Below are 14,334 nucleotides of genomic sequence, written 5' to 3'. Positions count from 1 at the left end.
TTGGAATTTAGGAATATTGGGTGATGAGAGGTAATTCTTGGTTGAGTACCCAGTTGCCGATATCTCGAAGTTTGTAATCTACAGGGTCGTGTAGGGTAAAGGTACGTAGATCCCGCCAGTAACGGTCGAAGCCGTATTTACTGGCTGTAGAACGGGTTCCCATGACTTCAAAGATGCGGTTGGTGATCTCTAACCCGACACGGGTAGCAAAGGTTTTGGCTGTGAAGACTGCGATCGCTACTTCTCCCCTTTCTTCTACAGTCAGGCTAGTTTCTTTTTCCCAGGCTTGTTGCACTTGGGTAAGGGTGCGATCGCTTAAGGCAATTGCTGCTTGTAGTTGAGTCCACAGTTCTCCGTAATGATAGAGAATGTAAGGGTCTTTGTTTGCACTGTCTACTCCCGATGTAATCCAAGGTCTTGTTTGAGTTTTAGTGTACTCTTTAGCAGCAGTCAGCGCCCCTTCAGCAACACCTAGATAGACGTAAGTTTTGGTTAACTGGGCAATTATTCCAAGAAATGTACTAAAAGGATGATTAGGAGGATGAGGATATCCCAAAATTTCATCTTTTTTTACCAAGACATCATGGAAGGTGAATGTATCGCTATCAGTGCGTCTTTGACCGATGTTATCCCAGTCTTGTTCAGAGACGACACCAGCCCTATCATTGGGAATGACGAATAACCAAGGCACTTCTATGCCATCTTGGACAGCAGAAAAGACGCGCAGATCTGCAATTGCGACACCTGTACCAAAGCTTTTGATACCATTCACCCGGAAATGTTCACCATCTGGGGTAATTTTTAGCCTAGAGTCCCGGGTGTTGATCGCGTTTGCCCAGAATAAGTTATGGGTGGCGGTTTCTCGATAGTATCCTTCTTTTTGCTCGCTTGTTCCAGAGACATGACCCAAAGCTGTTAAATTCAGGTGATTGCCATACAACTGCCCAATCGATCCATCTGCTTTGGAGAGTTCCTGAACAATTTTTAAAGCTTCCATCCAAGTTGCACCAGTCCCACCATATTCTTTTGGTACTACCAAAGGTAACAAGCCACTTTCTCGCAGTCGTTGGATTTCCACATCTGGAAGTCCTGCTTTGGTATCCCTTTCTACTGCTGTGGTAGTAAGTTCCGCAGAGAGGGAAGAAGCGATCGCAATCCAATCTTTAGATTCTTCTTTAACTAATAGTTGCACCATAATTTGTTGGTTGTTGATTGTTGGTTGTTGGTTGTTGATTGTTGGTTGTTGGTTGTTGGTTGTTGGTTGTTGGTTGTTGGTTGTTGGTTGTTGGTTGTTGTACCAGACGTGCCATGGCACGTCTCTAGATTGGTTAGCGGTTGTTGGTTATTTTTTTATAATTACTCCTCACACTCCTCACACTCCTCATACCCCCCACACCCCAATCCTTTTATGCCGCTTCCGAATTCAGAGCATAATCGTGTGAGCGATCGCTTTCCTGCTTACCCATGACGCGCTGTAAAATTTTCTCTACCATCTGGGCAAATTCTGCATCTCCTCTGGGTCGTGGTCGTGGGAGATTTATCTTGACATCCATACCAATCTGACCGTTTTCAATCAACACCACTCGGTCCGCAAGTACTACTGCTTCTTCCACATCATGAGTAATCAGCAGTGCAGTAAACCCCTGTTCTTGCCATAAATTCTCTAACAATTGCTGCATTTCAATGCGTGTCAGTGCGTCCAAAGCTCCTAAGGGTTCATCTAGCAGCAATAAAGAAGGTTTACTTGCCAAGGCTCTTGCTAACGCCACCCGTTGGCGTTGTCCTCCAGAAAGAACAGTCGGCCATTCGTTAGCACGGTCTTCTAATCCCACTGCTCGTAATACTTGTAAAGCTGTTTGCTTGGCGTAAACTTTGGAATTGGAACCCAATAAACCTAACTCTACATTTGCCAATACTCGTTGCCAAGGTAGGAGTCGTGCATCCTGAAACATCATGCGGATAGTGGGGTTAATTCGCTGATGAGAATATGTACCATTCAAAAACACACTTCCACCACTGACTGCATCTAGTCCTGCAATTAGGCGTAACATCGTACTCTTGCCACAGCCACTGCGACCGACAATAGCAACAAATTCCCCTGGTTGAAGCTCTAAATCAATGTCCTGTAAAACCGTCTTTGTCCCAAAGGACTTTCTTAATCCTTGTAGTTTCAAATGCATTCCACGTGTTTTAGATTCCATACGAAAAAACCTCTCAATATATGACTAAATTGACTCTTAGTGAACAGAATGCTCAATTTTGAAATAGATTTAACTGCCAATATCAAATTACTTTCTTTACTTACTTTTCTAAGGTGCGTAATTAGAGAGAACGAGGTTAACGAATGTGAACTGAAACTTTTCCCCTTTTGTAAACTATTTATCTTTTACACAAAAGCCTGATAAAGCAAACTTTTTCATGGTATTTGTACCATAAGCTTGTATACTAGCGTGACATCCTTTACTTAAAAGTACGGTAAATTGGTAGGAAAACCGTATATTGTTTATAGTAGTTTTACATAGTTAAAAAGAAAATACAAGGATATTTTGTAAAAAAATGCAAAATTGAAAAACCTTTTAACGCAATTCAAATCCCAAATTATTCAATGCTTCTCGTAACCTATCCCGTCCTGATAAAGACTCAGCAAAGGCCACTCGTTTAGTTGAGTGTTCTGTCCAATCACCAGGGACATTCATCTTTTGGGAATTATAAAAGGCTTTCATCACTTGATTGTAGAATGCGATCGCCTCCTCCTGCTCCTCCAATTTATACGTTTCGCGATGCAACACAGCCGCTTGCGGTAAACGTGGTTTCACCGCAGTTTCCACTACGGGATCAGCATAACCAACACATAAACCAAACACAGCAAAAACATGAGGTGGTAAACTCAAAACTTCTGCCACCTTTTCTGGATGGTTACGCAACGCACCAATATAAACTGTTCCCAAACCAAGAGATTCCGCCGCTACGACAGCATTTTGTGCTGCTAATGCTGCATCTATCGCCGCCATCAAAAACATTTCTAAGTAATCTAAACCTTCATGGGGTAGTCCCCGACTCTCAGCAATGTGTGTCAGTCTAGCCAAATCTGCCAACCATACCAGGAAAAGTGGACACTGGCGGATATGTGCTTGATTATTAGCTAGTTGTGATAATAGTTCCTTGCGTTGGGAACTTTCCACAGCAACTACACTCCACGTCTGGAGATTCGAGGAAGTAGAAGCAGATTGTGCTGCTGCAATTAAAATTTCTAGTGTTCCTGGTGGTAAACCTTGGGGTAGATAAGCACGAATTGAACGGTGGGATAAAAGATTTGCAATGCAGTCATTTCCAGGAAAATCTGCATCAAATATGCCTACACCATAACGGCGGTTAAGTAAGTCGTTCATAATTGTTGGTTGTTAGTTGTTGGTTGTTGGTTGTTTGGAGTTTTGCAACTAACAAATAACCATCAACTAAGAACTAATTTTATATTTTTGGCGAAAAAGCTGCGTATTGTTCTGGTGTGAGCGTCACTTCTTTCACATCAATCTGTTTAGGAATTAATTTCAGTTCATAAAATTTGTCAGCTACTTTTTGTTGAGTTGCAATTAGATTTTCATCGATTTTGACAACACCAAATTGTTTGCGTGCAGTTGCCTTTTTCATGGTATCTAAATCAATATTTAAGACTGGTGCAAGAGTTGCTGCAACTTCATCTCGATTTTTATCAGACCAATCTTCTAAATTTTTGATTTCTTCTAGAACTGCCTTAATTATCTCCTGATTTTCTGTGACATATTTACGCCTTGCTAGGTAATATCCTCCTTGTTTAGTAATGCCTTCTCCTGTAATTAATACACGGGCATTAGCATTTTTCTCTGCCGCTGCATAAAAGGGATCCCAAATTACCCAAGCATCTACACTGTTTTTTACAAATGCGGCACGGGCATCTGCTGGTGGTAAAAATATAGGTTGAATTTCACTATATTTGATACCTGCTTTTTCTAAAATTTGTACTAGCAAATAATGAGCGCTAGAACCTTTTTGCACTGCAATTTTTTTGCCTTTAAGGTCAGCTATAGTTTTGATAGATGAATTCTGAGGAACCAAAACCGCCGAACCAGCCGGATTAGGAGCAATACCAGCAACATAAGTTATATCTGCTCCTGCTGCTTGGGCAAAAATCGGTGGTAATTCTCCAGTATGACCAAAGTCAATACTACCTACATTCATCGCTTCTAAAAGTTGTGGGCCAGCAGGAAATTCTATCCATTCTACAGATACACCTTCTGGTTGGAGACGTTTTTCTAAAAGTCCTTTTGTTTTTAAAAGAATTGCCGATTTTTGATAACCAAACCTGAGTACTGATGCTTGGGTTGGAGTTGAATTATTAGCAGATACAGTAGTAGTATTGCTTGCATTATTCGCTGTGCAAGCGGCAAATAATAAGCTGAGACATAGGCTAATAATAAAAGCCCTGGCGAACGGAATAGGTACGAAAGATAGTAATTTATTTTTGTTTGCAAATCTAAAAAACCTTAATTTCTTTACTTTAATTATGAAGCGTTTAAAAATGAGATTTATCATTAGAATTCATTCCTTTGCAAAATAGGGATTGGAGATTGGAAGGGAGGTGGGGAGAGTGGGGAGTCTGGGGAGTAAGTAGTTTAAAGAATAAGTAACTACTAACTACTAACTACTAACAATTGACCATTGACTAACTAAAAAGTAAAGGTAGTGCGGACAGCGCCTACCCAAATCAGGTCGTTTGCACTATTGTGTTCTGGCGCGGTAATCACATAGAAATCTGGAGTAATGCTAATGCGATCGCTCACACGAAAACGATAAAATGCTTCGATGTGTAAAGATGTATCTGGATCTTCTCGTCTTTGTCCAGCTACTCTGAAGTTATTGCTAGTAACTTTCGGTGGTATACCAACTGTTATTCCACCCACATTACCCTCTTTAAACAAGTCTGGAAATGCAAAAGTAAGCGCACCATTAATAATAGTCGCATTACTATCACCATTATCTTGTTGATAAGCAAGGGTATAACCAAACCATCCACCCAAATTAAACTTTTCAGCAAGTTTCCAATTAAATTGCAGTCCAAAGTTATCTGATGTAGTGGCATTTTGGAGAAAAGGATTTCTAGCAAAAGCACTACCCGTCCCGCCAGTGAGATTATTACCAGAATTAGTAGGATAGTATTTGTGAGTGTAAGTCAGCCCTATATCTAAATTCTTACTAGGTGAGATCGTCAGCTGAGAGATAATCGCTTGAGAGCTATTATTAAAAAGCCCTCCGCTGGGTTGACTAGCTGCAAAACCATCTGCTATGTAAGCTGCGTGTAGTTGAAATTGATCACTAAATTTATAAGCAAAAGCTGCCCCTGCACCATCAAAACCGGGTCGGTATACAGTCGGGTTGAATTGTCCAAATCGAGATATACCCCCTTGTAAGAGATTACCATTCAAGGGGTTTAGTGTTGGCACATAAATAGGAAAATTCAGCGTCCTTGCACCTAGCCAAACAGTAACTTTGTCACCGATTGGGAAACGATAATACAAGTTAGCAAGATAAAGGTCGTTGTCTTCAAATCTAGCCGACCTATCAAGGGCAAAACGGGTCATGTGAGTTCCCGTTTCTGCGATTAAGTTAGGAAGATTGCTTGCTATTAAATCAGTGTTGAGTTGGTCTTTGCCAGTAAAGCTGGTTTGGAAGGATAACCTAGCACGGTAAGAAAAAATGGTGTTAGTTTCATCGCTGGTATCATCAGCGGAAGTATTGTTAGCGCGATCGCCAAAGGTATCAGCTACCAAGAAAACCACATCACCAACTAATTTGGTGGTAGTAGAAAACTGATTAGCTTCTACTTCCACTGTTCTAGCTTCTAGATTATCTACCCTTCCGCGTAGTTGAGCTAATTCCGGGCCAAATTCCTCTGTCAGTCTTTGCAGTGTAGCTAAATCTTCTCTAGTTACCAAATCTGCTGTCGAAGATGCAATCAGTTGATTGATTTGATCTAAACAAGCATTTAATCCCGCAGCAAATTCATAGCGACTGAGGGGACGATTCCCGCGATAAGTTTTGTCAGGATAGCCAACAATACATCCATACCGTTCTACCAATGACTGGAGGGCAGAAAAAGCCCAGTCTGTGGGTTGTACATCGGAAAGTTCAGATACTGATGTGATTGGTGAGTCAATCGTTGGCTGTGGTGATGGTTGTGGAGTAGTTTGTGCTGTTTCTTGAGCAAGAGTTTTTGCACCCGCTGCTAACAAAAGCAGCACTAAAAACATGGGTAAAGTCAATAATAATTTCCAAACAGTCTTTTTCATCTTGATAGAAACACGTAATCGGTCTGGTACAAAATCTTTTGTCATTCCGCACACATCAGCCAGATAACATCGAAATTCTGAAAGATTTTTCTACAAAAGGTTGTTTGTAATGGGAATGAATATTAGGGATAAGGGAAAAGCTTTTGGCAGCAACCAAACAATCTGAGTCAACAAAGTACGGTTATTCGGTAGATTTAGCGTATTAAAAATCTTACTAGATAGCAGCATTTCACAAAAACTGTAGTAAATAAGTATTTTTGGCTACATTCATTCCAAATTAAGAATTAAAAAAATCTGCTTGTATGTGGAAACGATGTCTGCTAACATACACTTTTTAGCACAAAATACTAAAAATCGATAGATTTACTGTATTTAATTGTTTGTGACATATTTGTAAGTTTTGTAGGTAAATGTAATTAAGAGAAGTTATGACAGCATATGAAGTACAATCAGCTAGGTGAGAGTGACCTTAGAGTTTCAGAAATTTGTCTAGGAACAATGACTTATGGGCATCAAAATACGATTGCACAAGCCCATCAACAACTAGACTATGCCATTGCCCAAGGAATCAATTTCATAGATACTGCGGAGATGTATCCAGTACCACCTCGTGGCGAAACTCAAGGGAGAACAGAAGCTTATATCGGGGAATGGTTGAAAAAACAACAACGTGACAAACTCATCATTGCCACAAAAATTGCAGGTCCCGGTCGTCCTTTCAAATGGTTACGTGGAGGACATATCAAAATTGATCGTGATAATATCAAACAGGCAGTGGATGATAGTCTCAAAAGATTACAAACAGATTACATAGACTTGTACCAAATTCATTGGCCAGATCGCTATGTGCCGACTTTTGGACAGACTGAATATAATCCTCAATTTGAGCGAGAAACTGTAAGTATAGCTGAACAATTAGAAGCTTTTGCTGATGTGATAAAAGCAGGTAAAATTCGCTATCTCGGTTTGAGTAATGAAACTCCCTGGGGAGTAAGTGAATTTATTCGTATTGCCCAACAGCTAGGATTGCCTAAAGTTGTTTCCATCCAAAATGCTTATAATTTGCTAAACCGGGTGTTTGATTCTGCTTTAGCAGAAGTTTCTCGATATACAAACATTGGCTTACTAGCTTACAGTCCTTTAGGATTTGGTTTCTTAACTGGAAAATATATTGGCGATCAAAAACCAGAAAATACACGCATAGCTTTGTTCCCTGGTTTTGGACAACGCTATTTTAAACCAAACGTCAATGAAGCTGTAGCAATTTCATCCTTTTTTCAATTTTGTAGTTATTGATTTAAGTGCAATTACTGCACTGTCTTTGAAGCTTTTCTGTTTACGCAAGCATTAATATTGCAGCGAGGAATTCAATGAGTAACAACCAGTTGTATTCAGGTGATTCATCTACTACTGATTTCGACCAAAATTTGCTCTGTCATGTGCTGGTAATTGGTGGTGGCCCAGCCGGGACTTGGGCGGCTTGGAGTGCTGCATCTGCTGGTAGCAAGGTTATTTTGGTAGATAAGGGTTACTGTGGAACTAGTGGCTGTGCAGCAGCATCAGGTAACGGTGTGTGGTATGTGCCGCCAGAACCGGAAGCAAGAGAAGCAGCAATGGCTTCTCGGGAAGCAATGGGAGGTTTTTTATCCAGCCGTGATTGGATGCAACGAGTGCTGGATCAGACTTATGCGAACGTCAACTTACTAGCTGAGTGGGGCTATCCCTTTCCTGTAGATGAGGAGGGTAAATCCTATCGACGTAGTCTGCAAGGGCCAGAATACATGCGCTTGATGCGGAAGCAGATAAAACGGGCAGGGGTAAAAATTTTAGACCACAGTCCGGCTTTGCAACTATTGGTAGATGCAGAGGGTGCAGTAACAGGCGCGACGGGAGTTAACCGCCAGACTAGTCAAAAGTGGGTTGTGCGATCGCACGCAGTCATCATTGCCACCGGCGGCTGTGCTTTTTTAAGCAAAGCCTTAGGGTGCAATGTGTTAACGGGAGATGGATACCTTATGGCAGCTGAAGCGGGTGCGGAAATGTCAGGAATGGAATTTTCCAATGCCTACGGAATCGCACCTGCCTTTTCTTCTGTAACCAAAACCCTATTTTATAACTGGGCAACCTTCACTTATGCAGATGGTACACCCATTCCTGGTGCAGGTTCCCAAAAAGGACGTTCCGTCATTGCCAAAACCTTATTAACTCAACCAGTCTACGCCATCCTAGACAAAGCTACAGACGAGATGCGCGTACACATGCGTTTAGCCCAGCCTAATTTCTTCTTACCTTTTGACCGTGCAGGCATCGATCCCTTTACCCAGCACTTCCCTGTCACCTTACGCTTGGAGGGAACTGTGCGTGGTACTGGTGGTATTCGGATTACTGATTATACTTGTGCAAGTTCAGTACCTGGCCTCTACGCAGCTGGAGATGCAGCCACACGAGAATTAATCTGTGGCGGGTTCACGGGTGGCGGCAGTCACAACGCCGCTTGGGCTATATCATCTGGATACTGGGCAGGACATTCTGCTGCTGTATACGCCCGTAAGTTAGGTAAACAAACCAATCAACGGCAAGTTGAGGCTGTGGGTGAAGCAGGATTTACATCCGGCAGTCAACGCCAAATTAACAGTGAAGAGATTATCAAAGCTACTCAAGCAGAAGTCTTCCCATACGATCGCAATTATTTCTCACCCCATCACCCCATCTCCCCACCACCCAAACCCCATGATTGAGTTAGTCAGTAAATCGCGGTGCATTCAATGTAATATCTGCGTCAGCGCTTGCCCAACCAATGTTTTCGACAAAGTACCTGATGCACCACCCAAAATTGCCAGACAAAGCGACTGTCAAACTTGCTTTATGTGTGAATTGTACTGTCCTGTAGATGCACTCTATGTCGCTCCTCAAGTTGAACCTTTAGCTGAGGTAGACGAAGACTTACTTAAAGAGGCTGGACTTTTGGGAAGTTATCGCCGCAATATTGGCTGGGGACGCAACCTTACCACTACAGCCCAAAAAGATTCTACTTATCAGCTCCTAAAACGGATGAAGTAGAATAAACACCTTTTTCCTTCCGCGCTTTTCCGTGTTCCACCTAGAGTTCTAAGCGGCGGCTGTCGCCGCTTAGGATTCTTTTCTGCAATAGAGTCATGATGACTACGCAACCATTCTCCCCCAAACTATCTACTCTAGCCGCATCTTGCCTTTTACTTCTGAGTACTGCTTGTAGTTCTAATAATACTGTCTCGCAAGCTGTACCCAATCCCAAACTAGAAGTTACACCTAATACTTCCACCTTGCGTCTGGGTTTCATTAGTACCAACAATTCTAAAGCTCCGACTGGCCCGACTGGTTGGGCTATGCAGCAAGGCAAACTTCTACCAGAATTGCAAAAACTGGGAATCACAGAAGTTAAAACGCTTTCTTTTCCCAACGGCCCCAACCTCAATGAAGCTTTGGTTGCAGGGGAAGTAGATGTGGGTATCTATGGCGATACACCCGCATTGGTTGGTAAAGCGAGCGGTATTCCCACTCGCTTGATTGGTCAAGAACAAGTGGGAATGAATTCTTGGTTAGTTGCCAAGAAAAATGGCCCACGTTCTCTAGCAGAACTGAAAGGACAGAAGGTAGCAACTTCCAAAGGATCGTACCTACATAGATATTTGATTGGATTGTTGCAAGAATCAGGTCTGAAGGACAAGGTGACAGTTGTACATCTACTACCTAGTGATGCTCAAGCAGCATTAGAACGGGGTGACGTGGCAGCGATCGCAGCTGCTACAGGAACAGGGCCACTGTTAAAATCCAAAGGGTATCCAGTCATTGATGAAGCAATCAAGCATCCTGACTTACCAGGTACAAGCGTAACTGTCGCCACCGAAAATTTTCTGGCTAAACATCCCGACTTACCACAAAAGTGGAATCAGATTAAACAAGCAGCAGTTAAAGATATCAAGGCAAACTCAGAAGCATACTACAAATTTCATGCCCAGGTAACGGGGTATCCTCTTGATGTTGTCAAGGCTTCTTTCCCCATTGAACAATTCCCAGAAGAACCGCTTCCTGCCAAAGGCATACAATTATTGGAAGGAACGAAAAAGTTTTTAGTGTCGCAGAAATTAGCTAAGTCAGATTTTAATTTGACTGATTGGGTTGCAGATCACAAGGACAAAAAATAATGCAATCTCCAGCAGGTTCCTTTGAGACAATTAGTCCTACTGCTTATATGGTGGCTTATGCCAGACAGTTTACTGACAACATTTGCAGAAAAACAGCAAGTGTTCGCAAATCTACGCGAGATACTGGAAATTCATGGTGGTGTGTGGATCACGCCAGATTTAACTACCCAAGATGACTTAAATCATCTCAGACAAATTAGTCCTGGCTTACAAAGGCTGAATCAAACTGCTAGTATTGTCTCCCATCGCCCTATCAACAATTATCATTTTGAAAACCTCGATCATGTAAAAAGGTTTGCCTATGAACAAGGTTTTTGGGTCGAGGAGTACAGTACGCTTGATGTGATGGATCAACTTACTTGTTTGGAAGCTTTGGGGATCAATTCTGATGTGGCTTCATCTATACTTGCATGTTTATCTGTCTTTGCTTTGACTCTTTGCAATTCAGCTTAAACTTATAAGTATTATTGCTAGTTTAGTATGAAACTTATATTACCCGTAGAGGTTGCTGATGACCTACTACCTCATTTACCCTCAGAGGCAGTAGTTGTGCGTGTAGATAACGAAGGCAATCTAGACAGCGATGCTACAGATGCCGAAGTCTATCTTAGCTGGTTTTTTCTCAAATCTACTGCTTTGCATAAAGTCTTGGTAGCAGCCCCACAATTGCGTTGGCATCAAGCAACCAACGCTGGGGTAAATCATATCCTTACACCCCTCTATTTAGAACGCGATATCACCCTTACCAATGCGGCGGGAGTTCATGCAATTCCCATCGCCGAATTTGTGATCACTTTCATGCTTGCCCATGCCAAGCAATTGCCACAATTGTATACTCTCCAGGTACAGCAACACTGGCAAAGAGACTTTCAAATTTCAGAGTTATACGATAAAACTGTCTTGATTATCGGTGCAGGGGGGATAGGGCAAGAAATAGCTAGCCGTGCTAAAGCTTTTGGAATGCGGGTTTATGGCAGTCGTCGTCATCCCCAACCATTAGCAAATTTTGACAAAGTTGTCGGTGTGAACGAATGGCGTTGGCTGCTGGCAGAAGCAGATTATGTCGTAATTGCTACACCTCTTACTTGGGAAACTAAAGGCATGATTGACGCAGATATACTGCGGTTTATGCGTCCCAGTGCTTACTTAATTAATATTGCCCGTGGTACGATTGTCGATGAAGTGGCACTACAGAAGGCATTACAGGAAAATTGGATTGCAGGTGCAGCTTTAGACACAGTGTTCACTGAACCACTGCCACCAGATAGCCCACTGTGGAAATTACCTAATGTTTTTATTACTCCCCACTGTTCTGGTCATTCTCCCAGAGCAAAAGAGCGATCGCTCTCACTTTTCCTCGAAAATTTAACACGCTACCGTAGAGGTGAACCTTTACGTAATGTTGTAGATAAAAATGCTGGATATTAATCAATATTAGATCCCCGACTTCTTTAAGAAGTCGGGGATCTAGACACCAGGAATTCTCGTGCTAAAAATTTTATCTGTATTTTTATAACTACCATGAAACTGATTCTACCTGTAGAACTAGCTCCTAATATTGAGCCATTGTTACCAGCAAATATTACATTTGTACGTGTAGATAGTGAGGGGAATTTTGATGGTGATCCCAGTGGAGCTGAAGTCTATCTAAATGGGTTCAAACTGAAAAATACTACTCTCCACAAAGTCCTAGCAGCAGCACCGACAATCCGTTGGCAGCATACACCTAGTTCTGGTGTCAATCATATTCTCACACCGACTTTCTTAGAACACAATATAGTTCTGACTAATGGCTCAGGAGTTCATGCTATTCCCATTGCAGAATTTGTGCTGAATTTTATCCTTTACCACGCCAAAAAAGTTCGTAAATTGGAAGATTTACAAGCTAATCATCACTGGTTCAATTGGTTGGAATTAGAAGAACTATACGATAAAACTTTATTAATTATTGGCGCGGGAAATATTGGTCAAGAAATTGCTGTTCGTGCCAAAGCTTTTGGGATGCGAATTTGGGGTAGCCGCCGCCATCCCCAACCATTGCCAAATTTTCACAGAATAGTTGGTGTGGATGAATGGAAAACACTTCTTGGAGAAGCTGACTATGTAGTAGTTGCTACACCATTAACACCAGAAACCAAAGGTCTGATTAATGCAGATACACTACGGCTAATGCGTCCTAGCGCCTATCTGATCAATATTGCTCGTGGTGCGATCGTTGATGAACATGCTTTGTTGACTGCTTTACGTGAAGGCTGGATTGCTGGTGCTGGCTTAGATACCTTTGAAACCGAACCATTACCATCAGACAGTCCCTTTTGGTCTTTGCCTAATGTGTTTGTAACTCCTCACTGTTCAGCACTGTCACCACAGTTACGTCAGCGCATTGTGGCATTATTTCTCGACAATTTGACACGATACCGTCATGGTCGACCCTTACGTAATGTTGTGGATAAAAATGCAGGTTATTAGAATTGAACTTTTTAAGTAATTATGCAGCAATTACTTACCAAAGTTTTAGAAGATGTAATTAGTAAAAAAATTTTGTGTTAAACAATACATACTTTTGTCAGAAGTCTTTAAAATTTTAGATTTTCTTTAGCTTACCCCATTGCTTTTGTAACTAATCTATGGAAATATTATATGTAAATACTACGGTAAATCTATCGACAAACAGTAAATAAATGCTTCGTGTGTTCAAACTCCAATCCACATTAAATTTCAGGATATATTAGCCTCTAGTAGAAGAGGGTATAAAGATATGTCTCAGCCACGCTACGGGATTTGGATTCCCGTTTATGGTAACTGTGGCGCGATGAACCACCCCCATGAACCCCGTGACGCCAGCTACACAAGAGCAAAGCAGCTCATCCAACTAGCGGAAAGATACGGGTTTACTACCACTCTCATCGCCGAACACATCATTAATCCCAGAAATCAAGAATTAGACCAGCTAGAGACTTGGACAACTGCCGCAGCCCTAGCCCAAGCCACAAAATCAATTGAAATCATCGCCGCAGTCAAGCCTTTGCTATTTCATCCCGTAGTTCTGGCAAAGATGGCATTAAATATCGATGCAATTAGCGGTGGAAGATTTGCAATCAACTTGGTAAGTGCCTGGTTTATGCCGGAATTGCAAAAATCCGGCATACCTTTTCTTCCTCACGATGAACGCTACCGCTATTCTGGTGAATGGATTGAGGTAGTAAAAGCCCTGTGGAGTGAGGAAAGGGTTAATTTCCAAGGTGACTACTTTCAGATCACCGATTTGTGCCTGCGTCCGCGTCCCATTGCCCAACCTCATCCTCGTGTGTATCTAGGGGGAGAGTCAGATGCTGCCAAAAATCTCGCTATGCAAGCAGCAGATGTGTTTTTCTTAAATGGTCGTCCTTTAGAAGTGGTGCGGGAAACTATTGCTGATGTTAGAAAGAGGAAGCGGACGAAACCATTACCATTACAGTTTGCCATGTCAGCTTTTGTGATTGCCCGCCCGACTGAGGCTGAAGCCCAAGCAGAATATGAATATCTCCTTGAACTTACTAAACAAGATGACAGAACTGAGTTGTTGAAAGGTGTGGAACCGGAAGTGGTGATGTTCAAGAATATGGCCAAGTATCCAGGTGTGGGGAGTAATGGTGGTACAGCAGCAGGGTTAGTTGGCAGCTATGATACTGTAGCAGCAAGAATTGCAGATTTTGTTGGAGTGGGTATTGATACTTTCATGCTGCAATTCCAACCTTTTGCCCCAGAAATGCAGAGATTTTCACAAGAAGTAATGCCACGAGTGCGTTCTTTAGAACTGGTAGCTTAATCTGTGATATTCATCAGGG

The 14,334-nt window shown here is 42.0% G+C and carries 13 protein-coding genes and 1 pseudogene; 8 read left to right on the top strand and 6 right to left on the bottom strand.

The annotated features are described in order from the left end of the window. Positions 1-7: 7 nt before the first annotated feature. The 6 genes from UYI_RS0116785 to UYI_RS0116760 all read right to left on the bottom strand — a co-directional run bounded on the left by UYI_RS0116785 (position 8) and on the right by UYI_RS0116760 (position 6,323). On the bottom strand, positions 8-1,195 hold the full coding sequence (locus tag UYI_RS0116785; protein ID WP_016867802.1) for an acyl-CoA dehydrogenase family protein: 1,188 nt from the start codon (positions 1,193-1,195) through the stop codon (positions 8-10). Next, positions 1,176-1,310: a hypothetical protein gene (locus tag UYI_RS39725; RefSeq protein WP_016867801.1), complete on the bottom strand. Its 135-nt coding sequence runs from the start codon at positions 1,308-1,310 to the stop codon at positions 1,176-1,178. Before UYI_RS39725 ends, UYI_RS0116785 begins: the two co-directional genes overlap by 20 nt. 96 nt (positions 1,311-1,406) lie before the next feature. Further along, positions 1,407-2,201, bottom strand: coding sequence for an ATP-binding cassette domain-containing protein (locus UYI_RS0116775; RefSeq protein ID WP_016867800.1), 795 nt, complete (start codon positions 2,199-2,201; stop codon positions 1,407-1,409). 375 nt (positions 2,202-2,576) lie between these two features. After that, entirely contained in the window at positions 2,577-3,389 is an 813-nt protein-coding gene (locus UYI_RS0116770) for an NADPH-dependent oxidoreductase (protein WP_016867799.1), read from the bottom strand. A 79-nt stretch (positions 3,390-3,468) separates the two neighbouring features. Further along, on the bottom strand, positions 3,469-4,569 hold the full coding sequence (locus UYI_RS0116765) for a sulfonate ABC transporter substrate-binding protein (RefSeq protein WP_016867798.1): 1,101 nt from the start codon (positions 4,567-4,569) through the stop codon (positions 3,469-3,471). 134 nt (positions 4,570-4,703) lie between these two features. Beyond that, a complete protein-coding gene (locus UYI_RS0116760) occupies positions 4,704-6,323 on the bottom strand; it encodes an iron uptake porin (RefSeq protein ID WP_026085995.1) in 1,620 nt (539 codons plus the stop codon). A 438-nt stretch (positions 6,324-6,761) separates the two neighbouring features. On the opposite strand from UYI_RS0116760, the pseudogene UYI_RS0116755 reads away from it, so the two are divergent. The 8 genes and pseudogenes from UYI_RS0116755 to UYI_RS0116720 form a co-directional block, all read left to right on the top strand. After that, a pseudogene (locus tag UYI_RS0116755) lies at positions 6,762-7,586 on the top strand (aldo/keto reductase); the annotation flags it as partial. 107 nt (positions 7,587-7,693) lie between these two features. Further along, on the top strand, positions 7,694-9,061 hold the full coding sequence (locus tag UYI_RS0116750) for an FAD-dependent oxidoreductase (protein ID WP_016867795.1): 1,368 nt from the start codon (positions 7,694-7,696) through the stop codon (positions 9,059-9,061). Beyond that, positions 9,054-9,383, top strand: coding sequence for a 4Fe-4S binding protein (locus tag UYI_RS0116745; protein WP_016867794.1), 330 nt, complete (start codon positions 9,054-9,056; stop codon positions 9,381-9,383). Before UYI_RS0116750 ends, UYI_RS0116745 begins: the two co-directional genes overlap by 8 nt. A gap of 95 nt (positions 9,384-9,478) precedes the next feature. Next, the gene (locus tag UYI_RS0116740) at positions 9,479-10,507 is read left to right on the top strand and encodes an ABC transporter substrate-binding protein (protein WP_102205205.1); all 1,029 of its coding nucleotides are present in this window, start codon (positions 9,479-9,481) and stop codon (positions 10,505-10,507) included. Between the two features lie 57 nt (positions 10,508-10,564). Continuing rightward, a complete protein-coding gene (locus tag UYI_RS32805) occupies positions 10,565-10,960 on the top strand; it encodes a hypothetical protein (protein ID WP_016867792.1) in 396 nt (131 codons plus the stop codon). Between the two features lie 27 nt (positions 10,961-10,987). After that, the gene (locus UYI_RS0116730) at positions 10,988-11,935 is read left to right on the top strand and encodes a D-2-hydroxyacid dehydrogenase (protein WP_016867791.1); all 948 of its coding nucleotides are present in this window, start codon (positions 10,988-10,990) and stop codon (positions 11,933-11,935) included. 93 nt (positions 11,936-12,028) lie between these two features. Then, the gene (locus UYI_RS0116725; protein WP_016867790.1) at positions 12,029-12,976 is read left to right on the top strand and encodes a D-2-hydroxyacid dehydrogenase; all 948 of its coding nucleotides are present in this window, start codon (positions 12,029-12,031) and stop codon (positions 12,974-12,976) included. A 289-nt stretch (positions 12,977-13,265) separates the two neighbouring features. Beyond that, positions 13,266-14,315, top strand: coding sequence for an LLM class flavin-dependent oxidoreductase (locus UYI_RS0116720; RefSeq protein WP_016867789.1), 1,050 nt, complete (start codon positions 13,266-13,268; stop codon positions 14,313-14,315). The last annotated feature ends 19 nt before the right edge of the window (positions 14,316-14,334 follow it).

It is taken from the genome of Fischerella muscicola PCC 7414 (assembly GCF_000317205.1).
Taxonomy (GTDB): domain Bacteria; phylum Cyanobacteriota; class Cyanobacteriia; order Cyanobacteriales; family Nostocaceae; genus Fischerella; species Fischerella muscicola.
Note: the sequence above shows the minus strand (reverse complement) of the source record. Positions and strands in the feature narration are given on the sequence as shown.

Excerpts from the sequence above, each read along its gene's own strand:
- UYI_RS0116785 (WP_016867802.1), bottom strand. The coding sequence starts at position 1,195 with ATGGTGCAACTATTAGTTAAAGAAGAATCTAAAGATTGGATTGCGATC.
- UYI_RS39725 (WP_016867801.1), bottom strand. The coding sequence starts at position 1,310 with ATGGCACGTCTGGTACAACAACCAACAACCAACAACCAACAACCAACA.
- UYI_RS0116775 (WP_016867800.1), bottom strand. The coding sequence starts at position 2,201 with ATGGAATCTAAAACACGTGGAATGCATTTGAAACTACAAGGATTAAGA.
- UYI_RS0116770 (WP_016867799.1), bottom strand. The coding sequence starts at position 3,389 with ATGAACGACTTACTTAACCGCCGTTATGGTGTAGGCATATTTGATGCA.
- UYI_RS0116765 (WP_016867798.1), bottom strand. The coding sequence starts at position 4,569 with ATGATAAATCTCATTTTTAAACGCTTCATAATTAAAGTAAAGAAATTA.
- UYI_RS0116760 (WP_026085995.1), bottom strand. The coding sequence starts at position 6,323 with ATGAAAAAGACTGTTTGGAAATTATTATTGACTTTACCCATGTTTTTA.
- UYI_RS0116750 (WP_016867795.1), top strand. The coding sequence starts at position 7,694 with ATGAGTAACAACCAGTTGTATTCAGGTGATTCATCTACTACTGATTTC.
- UYI_RS0116745 (WP_016867794.1), top strand. The coding sequence starts at position 9,054 with ATGATTGAGTTAGTCAGTAAATCGCGGTGCATTCAATGTAATATCTGC.
- UYI_RS0116740 (WP_102205205.1), top strand. The coding sequence starts at position 9,479 with ATGATGACTACGCAACCATTCTCCCCCAAACTATCTACTCTAGCCGCA.
- UYI_RS32805 (WP_016867792.1), top strand. The coding sequence starts at position 10,565 with ATGCCAGACAGTTTACTGACAACATTTGCAGAAAAACAGCAAGTGTTC.
- UYI_RS0116730 (WP_016867791.1), top strand. The coding sequence starts at position 10,988 with ATGAAACTTATATTACCCGTAGAGGTTGCTGATGACCTACTACCTCAT.
- UYI_RS0116725 (WP_016867790.1), top strand. The coding sequence starts at position 12,029 with ATGAAACTGATTCTACCTGTAGAACTAGCTCCTAATATTGAGCCATTG.
- UYI_RS0116720 (WP_016867789.1), top strand. The coding sequence starts at position 13,266 with ATGTCTCAGCCACGCTACGGGATTTGGATTCCCGTTTATGGTAACTGT.